Source organism: Thauera linaloolentis 47Lol = DSM 12138 (assembly GCF_000310205.1).
GTDB classification, from domain to species: Bacteria; Pseudomonadota; Gammaproteobacteria; order Burkholderiales; family Rhodocyclaceae; genus Thauera; species Thauera linaloolentis.
In genome coordinates this window covers 1-6,081 of record NZ_AMXE01000129.1, presented here as the reverse complement: position 1 = coordinate 6,081, position 6,081 = coordinate 1, and the positions used below count along the sequence as shown (strand labels likewise).

6 protein-coding genes and 1 pseudogene are annotated in these 6,081 nt (G+C 67.7%); 1 reads left to right on the top strand and 6 read right to left on the bottom strand.

The features are described 5' to 3' along the window. Positions 1–162: 162 nt before the first annotated feature. The 4 genes from C666_RS18160 to C666_RS18145 form a co-directional block, all read right to left on the bottom strand. Complete coding sequence (locus C666_RS18160; protein ID WP_004347314.1) at positions 163–1,128, bottom strand: FecR family protein; 966 nt, start codon at positions 1,126–1,128, stop codon at positions 163–165. Positions 1,129–1,137: 9 nt separating this feature from the next. After that, positions 1,138–1,620 (bottom strand): sigma-70 family RNA polymerase sigma factor, encoded by a 483-nt coding sequence (locus tag C666_RS18155; RefSeq protein WP_004347312.1) that lies wholly within the window; start codon positions 1,618–1,620, stop codon positions 1,138–1,140. 253 nt (positions 1,621–1,873) lie between these two features. Then, positions 1,874–2,104, bottom strand: a complete 231-nt coding sequence (locus C666_RS18150; RefSeq protein ID WP_004347309.1) for a sulfurtransferase TusA family protein — start codon at positions 2,102–2,104, stop codon at positions 1,874–1,876. 137 nt (positions 2,105–2,241) lie between these two features. Then, positions 2,242–3,675, bottom strand: coding sequence for a M48 family metalloprotease (locus tag C666_RS18145; protein ID WP_004347307.1), 1,434 nt, complete (start codon positions 3,673–3,675; stop codon positions 2,242–2,244). Positions 3,676–3,786: 111 nt separating this feature from the next. Between C666_RS18145 and moaC the strand changes: the two genes are divergently transcribed. Next, positions 3,787–4,287 carry a cyclic pyranopterin monophosphate synthase MoaC gene (moaC, locus tag C666_RS18140; protein WP_004347303.1) on the top strand — a complete coding sequence of 167 codons (501 nt, stop codon included), beginning with the start codon at positions 3,787–3,789 and terminating at the stop codon, positions 4,285–4,287. Positions 4,288–4,290: 3 nt separating this feature from the next. On the opposite strand, the pseudogene C666_RS18135 reads toward moaC, so the two are convergent. Both C666_RS18135 and C666_RS18130 read right to left on the bottom strand, forming a co-directional pair. Next, positions 4,291–5,307, bottom strand: a pseudogene (locus C666_RS18135) (sigma-54-dependent Fis family transcriptional regulator); the annotation flags it as partial. Positions 5,308–5,542: 235 nt separating this feature from the next. Further along, complete coding sequence (locus C666_RS18130; protein WP_004347300.1) at positions 5,543–5,923, bottom strand: DUF779 domain-containing protein; 381 nt, start codon at positions 5,921–5,923, stop codon at positions 5,543–5,545. Positions 5,924–6,081: the final 158 nt, after the last annotated feature.

The following is a 6,081-nucleotide window of genomic DNA, read 5'->3' as shown; positions in this document are numbered from 1 at the left end:
TTCGGTTTGCCGCCGGCGGGCAGCGGTGCATTGCATGTCGTGCATGGGTTTCTCCGCAAATTGAATGGACTGAAAAGCGGGGCTTTCAACAGTCATGTGCAACGAGCGGGAAAAAGTGACAGGGCGGATGCGGAAAATTATTGTTCCGCCGCCCGGGCAGGGTCAGCGGAGGTCGATGCTGACCCAGTAATCCGTGTGCCGGTCGATGCGGATGGGTAGCGCCTCGGACAGCGCAGCGAGCGTCCGCTCGCTGTCGTCGAGCGGGAAGCTGCCGGTGACGCGCAACTGGCCCGCGGCGGGGGAAACGCGCAGCAGGCCGGGCCGGTAGGGACGCAGGGCAGCGACGATTTCTGCCAGCGGACGGTCGTGGACTTCGATGAAACCATCTTCCCAAGCGCTAGCGCTGGCGGGCGGCGTGGCGTCGGGGCGCACGCCGGCAAGGTCGAAGCGGGCACTGCGACCGACTGCCAGGGTAATGCTGGCACCCAGGCCGGTGTCGATGCGCACCGAGGAATGCAGTACTGCGACCAGGGTGTTGCCAGCATCCTGGCGGACGAGGAAGCGGGTGCCGAGCGCCCGGATGCTGCCTTCGGCAGTATGAACGACAAAGGGGCGGGCGCTGTCGCGGGCGACCTCGACGATGAGTTCGCCGCATTGCAGCCGCACTTGCCGCAGCGCCGGGCCGAAGTCGAAATCGGCTGCGCTGCGCGCGTTGAGCCACAGGCTGCTGCCGTCCGGCAAGACCAACTGCCTGCGCTCACCGGTGCCGGTGGCGGCGTCGGCGAGCAGTTCGGGCAAGGGCTGGTGGCGGTGCAGGAGGTAGCCACTGCCGCCCAGCAGAAAACCGATGCCGAGGATCTTGCCCAGGGTCTTGCGGCGATTGGGCGGCGCCAGCAAGGCCCGGCGGGCGCCGGCGCGGGCGGCGCCGGAATCCGGTAGCCTGGCGAACGCGCCGATGGCTTGCTCCAGCCGGACGGCGGCGGCTTCGTGCCGCGGATCGGCCTGGCGCCAGGCGGCATAGGCTGCCCGTTCTGCGGCGCTGGCATCGCCGGCGCCCAGCCTCACCATCCAGGCAATGGCTTCGCCGGCTATCGGGTCGCTGGCAGGCGGATTCGCGGTCGTGGTCATGAAGCCGGCTCAGACGGCCGCGTAGCAGCGGGTCAGCGCCTGCGTCATGTACTGGCGGACGCGGCTGACGGAAACGCCCAGTTCGGCGGCGATCTCAGCGTAGGTGAGGCCGTCGAGCTGGCTCATCAGGAAGGCCTGCCGCGCCTTGGCGGAAAGCCCGTCGAGCAGCGCGTCGATGGCCAGCAGGGTTTCCAGCATGATGGCGCGCTCTTCCTCGGACGGCGCCACCGCTTCCGACATGGCGGCCAGTTCGGCCAGCCAGGCGCGCTCCAGGTCACGCCTGCGCCAGGTTTCGAACACCAGACGGCGGGCGATGGTAAGCAGATAGGCACGGGGTTCGTCGGGCTGGCAGGGCTTGCCAAGCAGGCTGACGAAGGTGTCGTGCGTCAGGTCGGCGGCCTGATGCGTGCAGCCCAGCTTCCGGCGCAGCCAGGCGTGCAACCAGTGGTGGTGCTCGACGTAGAGTTGGGCGATGTTGCGGGCAGCGGACAAGGCATTACGTCCGGAAGGAAAAAAATGCCGGCTAGCGCCGGGCAAAACCGGTAGGTAGCCGAATATCGAGAATGCTTCTTATTATTTTACTTTTACCTGTTTCCGGTCAATGCCGAAGCGGAAACGGCGGACTGCCCACCATGGCGCCGGCGGAGCCGCGCCCGCAACCGCCATGCACGCCCACAAAGCAAGACGGGCCGGCCGAATCAGCGGCCAGCCCGTTTCGCATTGCCGGGAGCAGGCGGGAGAAAACTCACTTGCGCTTGAGGAAGAACTCGAACGCCTTGTCCGCTGTCTCGCCCTGCCGCTGCAGTTCGTTGCCCGTCTGCTTCGCGAAAGCCTGGAAATCCTTCACGGCTCCCGGATCCGTCGCCACCACGCGCAACACCTGGCCGGATTGCAGCTCGGCCAGCGCCTTCTTGGCACGCAGGATCGGCAACGGACAGTTCAGGCCGCGAGCATCCACTTCTTTGTCGAAATCCATCCCTTGTCCTCGGCTCTTCCGTTATCAGTATATTGAATAGGCTTTTATTCTAATTGATGCCTCGCCGCACCGAAAGAACGCAGGCGAAGCGCGCAGTGGCTCCATCACGCCAGGGCCGCGCACGCTGGCAGCGACGATCAGTCGTCCCGATCGCGCTTTTGCTCGATGATGCGCTGCTTCAGCACGCGCAGGCGCGCATCCACCGCGGACATGTCGTAGAAATCGCCATCCCCCGCCTTGCTCGCGATCTCCAGTTGCTCGATCGCCGCCGGCAGGCTGCCACGCAGCAGATACACCTCGGCCTGGGCGCGGTGCTGTGCCGTAAGCTTGCCCAGTTCGGCATATGCCCGCGACAGCAGTTGCCACAATCGCGGGTCGGACTGGCGGCCATCCAGCGCACGGCGCAGGCCTTCGACCGCCTCTTGCGGCTGGCCGCCGAGGATGCGTGCATTGGCCAGCGCATAGACCAGGCTGCGGCTGGACGGAAAACCGCGCGCGGCGGCTTCGAGCGTCCTGACCGCGCCCGCGCCGTCCTTGCGCGCCAGCGCGATCTCGGCGCGCAGGGTCTCCACCCAGGGCGACGGCGGCGCCTTGGCGCGCACCGCATCGAGCCGCGCCGACGCCTCGTCCAGCCGCCCGGCGCGGAACAGGGCGCGGGCCAGGCCATAGCTTGTGGCGAGCTCGTTCGGCGTCTGCGCCACCTGGCTTTCCATGTCCCTCACCGCATCCGCGGCTAGGCCGGCATTGGCGCGCAGCTTGGCGCGCGAGAACAGGAAGTCCGGCGAATCGGCCACCTGCCGGTAGTGCATCGAGCCGACACGGTTTTCCATGTCGGCGATACGCTCGGTCGTCAACGGGTGGGTGCGCAGGTAGGCCGGCGCGTTGTTCTCGTACATGCGCGTGGCACGCTGCAGCCGCTCGAAGAAACCCGGCATGCCACGCACGTCGAAGCCGGCGCTCTCCAGCGTCTCCAGCCCGACGCGGTCGGCCTCGCGCTCGAAGGCGCGGGTGTAGCCGAGTTGCGACTGGATCGCGCCGGCCTGGCCCGCGGCAATCGCCGCCTGGCTGACATCCGAATTGCTGCGCGCCGCCAGCACCGCCACCAGCAGCGAGGCCATCATCAGCATGGCCGACTGGCTCTGCTTGCCGACGATCTGGGCGATGTGGCGCTGCGTGACGTGGGCGATTTCGTGGCCAAGCACCGAGGCGAACTCGGACTCGGTCTGCGCGGCCAGCAGCAGGCCGGTGTGTACGCCGATGTAGCCGCCCGGCAGGGCGAAGGCGTTGAGCGTGGCGTCGCTGACGACGAAGAAGTCGAATTCCAGCCCGGGATTGTTGCTCACCGCCGCCAGCCGATGCCCGACGCGATTGATGTATTCCTCGACCTCCGGATCATCCAGGTAGCTGGCGTCCCGCCAGCGGATCTGGCTGATGATCTGCTCGCCGATACGCCGCTCGGCGGCGGGCGAAAGCTCGGACGCCGCGACGTCGCCCAGGTCGGGCAGATCGTAGGCGTGGACGGGAAAGGCCAGCGCGAGGCTGAGCAGCAGGGCAAGAGGTCGTCGCATCATCGGGTGCTATGATACCCGCCGGCACCAAAGCGTTCCCACGCTCCTGTATCGGGCTGTAGCCGGCCCCGTCCCTTCGGAAACGCGCCCTCCCCGCAGCGGCCCCCACGCACGATGAGCACTCCCGATTTCTCCTCCGCCCCCGGTTCCCTGACCCATTTCGACGCCGACGGCCAGGCCCACATGGTCGACGTCGGTGCCAAGGCCGAAACCCGCCGCGCCGCCACCGCCACCGGCCGCATCCTGATGCTGCCGGACACCTTCGCGGCGATCCGTGCGGGCACGGCCAAGAAGGGCGACGTGCTCGGCATCGCCCGCATCGCCGCCATCCAGGCCTCTAAGCGCACCAGCGAACTGATCCCGCTGTGCCATCCCATTCCGCTCACGCGCGTCGCGGTCGAATTCGAGCTGGACGAAGCCGAGCATGCGGTGCGCTGCACGGTCACGGCCGAGACGGTCGGCCGCACCGGCGTCGAGATGGAGGCGCTGACTGCGGTCAATGTCGGCCTGCTCACCATCTACGACATGTGCAAGGCGGTCGACCGGGGCATGCGCATGGAAGGCATCCGCCTGCTGGAAAAGCAGGGAGGCAAATCGGGGCACTGGACGGCCTGAGCCTCAGAAATCACGGCCGAGCTTGCGGTACAGGGTATTGCGGGCAATGCCCAGCGCCCGCGCGGCGGCGGACACGTTGCCGCCATGTTCGGCCAGCACGCGCAGGATCAGGCTTTCGTCCAGCCCCTGCAAGCGGCGCCCCCGCAACCCGGCGGACACGGCTGCGCGCGCCGGTGGGGCGGCCTCAGCAGGCGCAAGCGCAGGCGGACTGTCGGCCCGAGCGGGCTCCGTGGCGAAGATCTCCTCGGGCAGGTGCTGCGGCAAGATCACCTGCTCGTCGTCATCGAGCAGCGCCAGCGCCACCCTCAGCACGTTCTGCAACTGGCGGATGTTGCCCGGCCACGAGTAGCGCTCGAAAAAGCGCATCACTTCCTCGGACACGCCCACGCTGTCGCGCGGCCGGCCAATGCATTCCTCGTCGATCAGTTGCTCGACGAGGCCGCGGATATCGGTGCGCTCGCGCAGCGGGGGCAGGTAAACGGTAAGGCCGTTGATGCGGTAGTAGAGATCCTCGCGGAAGAACCCGCCTTTCACCGATTCGTTCAGCACCCGGTGCGTGGCCGATACCAGGGCGATGTCGACCGGCACCGCCTCCCGCGCGCCGATCGGCACCACGCGGCGTTCCTGCAATACGCGCAGCAGCCTTGCCTGCATGGACAGCGGCATGTCGCCGATCTCATCCAGGAACAGGGTGCCGCCATGAGCCTGCTGGATGCGCCCCACCGCGCCCTCGCGCCGCGCGCCGGTGAAGGCGCCGCCGACGTAGCCGAAGAGTTCGGATTCGATCAGCGTCTCGGGAATTGCCGCGCAGTTGAGTGCGACGAAGGGGCCGCCCGCCCGCGGCCCGCTGTTGTGGCAGGCCTGGGCCAGCAGTTCCTTGCCCACGCCCGATTCGCCCTGGATCAGCAGCGGGATGTTGCGCCCCACGACCTTGCCGGCGCGGTCAAGCACCCGCTGCAGCCCGGCATCGCCGGTGGACAAGCGGGCAAGCGTCACGCGCCGGTCCGGCCCGGCGTCGGGCGCGGAATGGCATGGGCGTTCTGCCCCGCCCATGGCGGCAGCCTGTCCGGGTTCAGGAAGCTGGTGCGGCGCCGGCACGAGGGAAATCGCCCGGGCCGCACGCGTGGGGGTCCGCCCCATCGTCTTGTCTCCGCTGCCGGATCGTCGCCGGCTTACCGGGGCTATTAGAACAAAACCTGTGCCATCCACCCAGCGGCAGGCCGCGAACGGAAGGCAGGCGTCTCCGCGGACGGAGCTAGCGGCCGCGCGCGCGGTCCTCGGCCTCGACCTCGGCCATCTCGCCGTCGTCGAACAGCCGCGACCGGGTCAGGAAGGCCTTGCCGGTGCCGCCTTCCAGCGAGAAGGTGCCACCCCGCCCTTCCACCACGTCGATGATCAGTTGCGTGTGCTTCCAGTATTCGTACTGCGATGCGCTGATGTAGAAAGGCACGCCGCCGATCTCGCCGAGATGGACGTCGTGCGCGCCGATCGTGAGATCGGTGGGCAGGTAGCAGTTGGCGGCGCTGTTGTCGCAGCAGCCACCGGATTGGTGGAAGATCAGATCGGGGCCATGCTCGGCCTTGAGCCGGTCGATCAGTTCGAGCGCCGCGGGCGTGGCGATGACGCGCTGGACCATGTCTTTCTGCTCCACGATACAAATGCCGGGGATGGCTGCCCATCCCCGGCGAAACGCCCGCAAGCGGGCGCGGGGATGAGCCGTCTCAGAAGAACCCGAGTTTGTTCTCGCTGTAGCTGACGAGGAGGTTCTTTGTCTGCTGGTAGTGGTCGAGCATC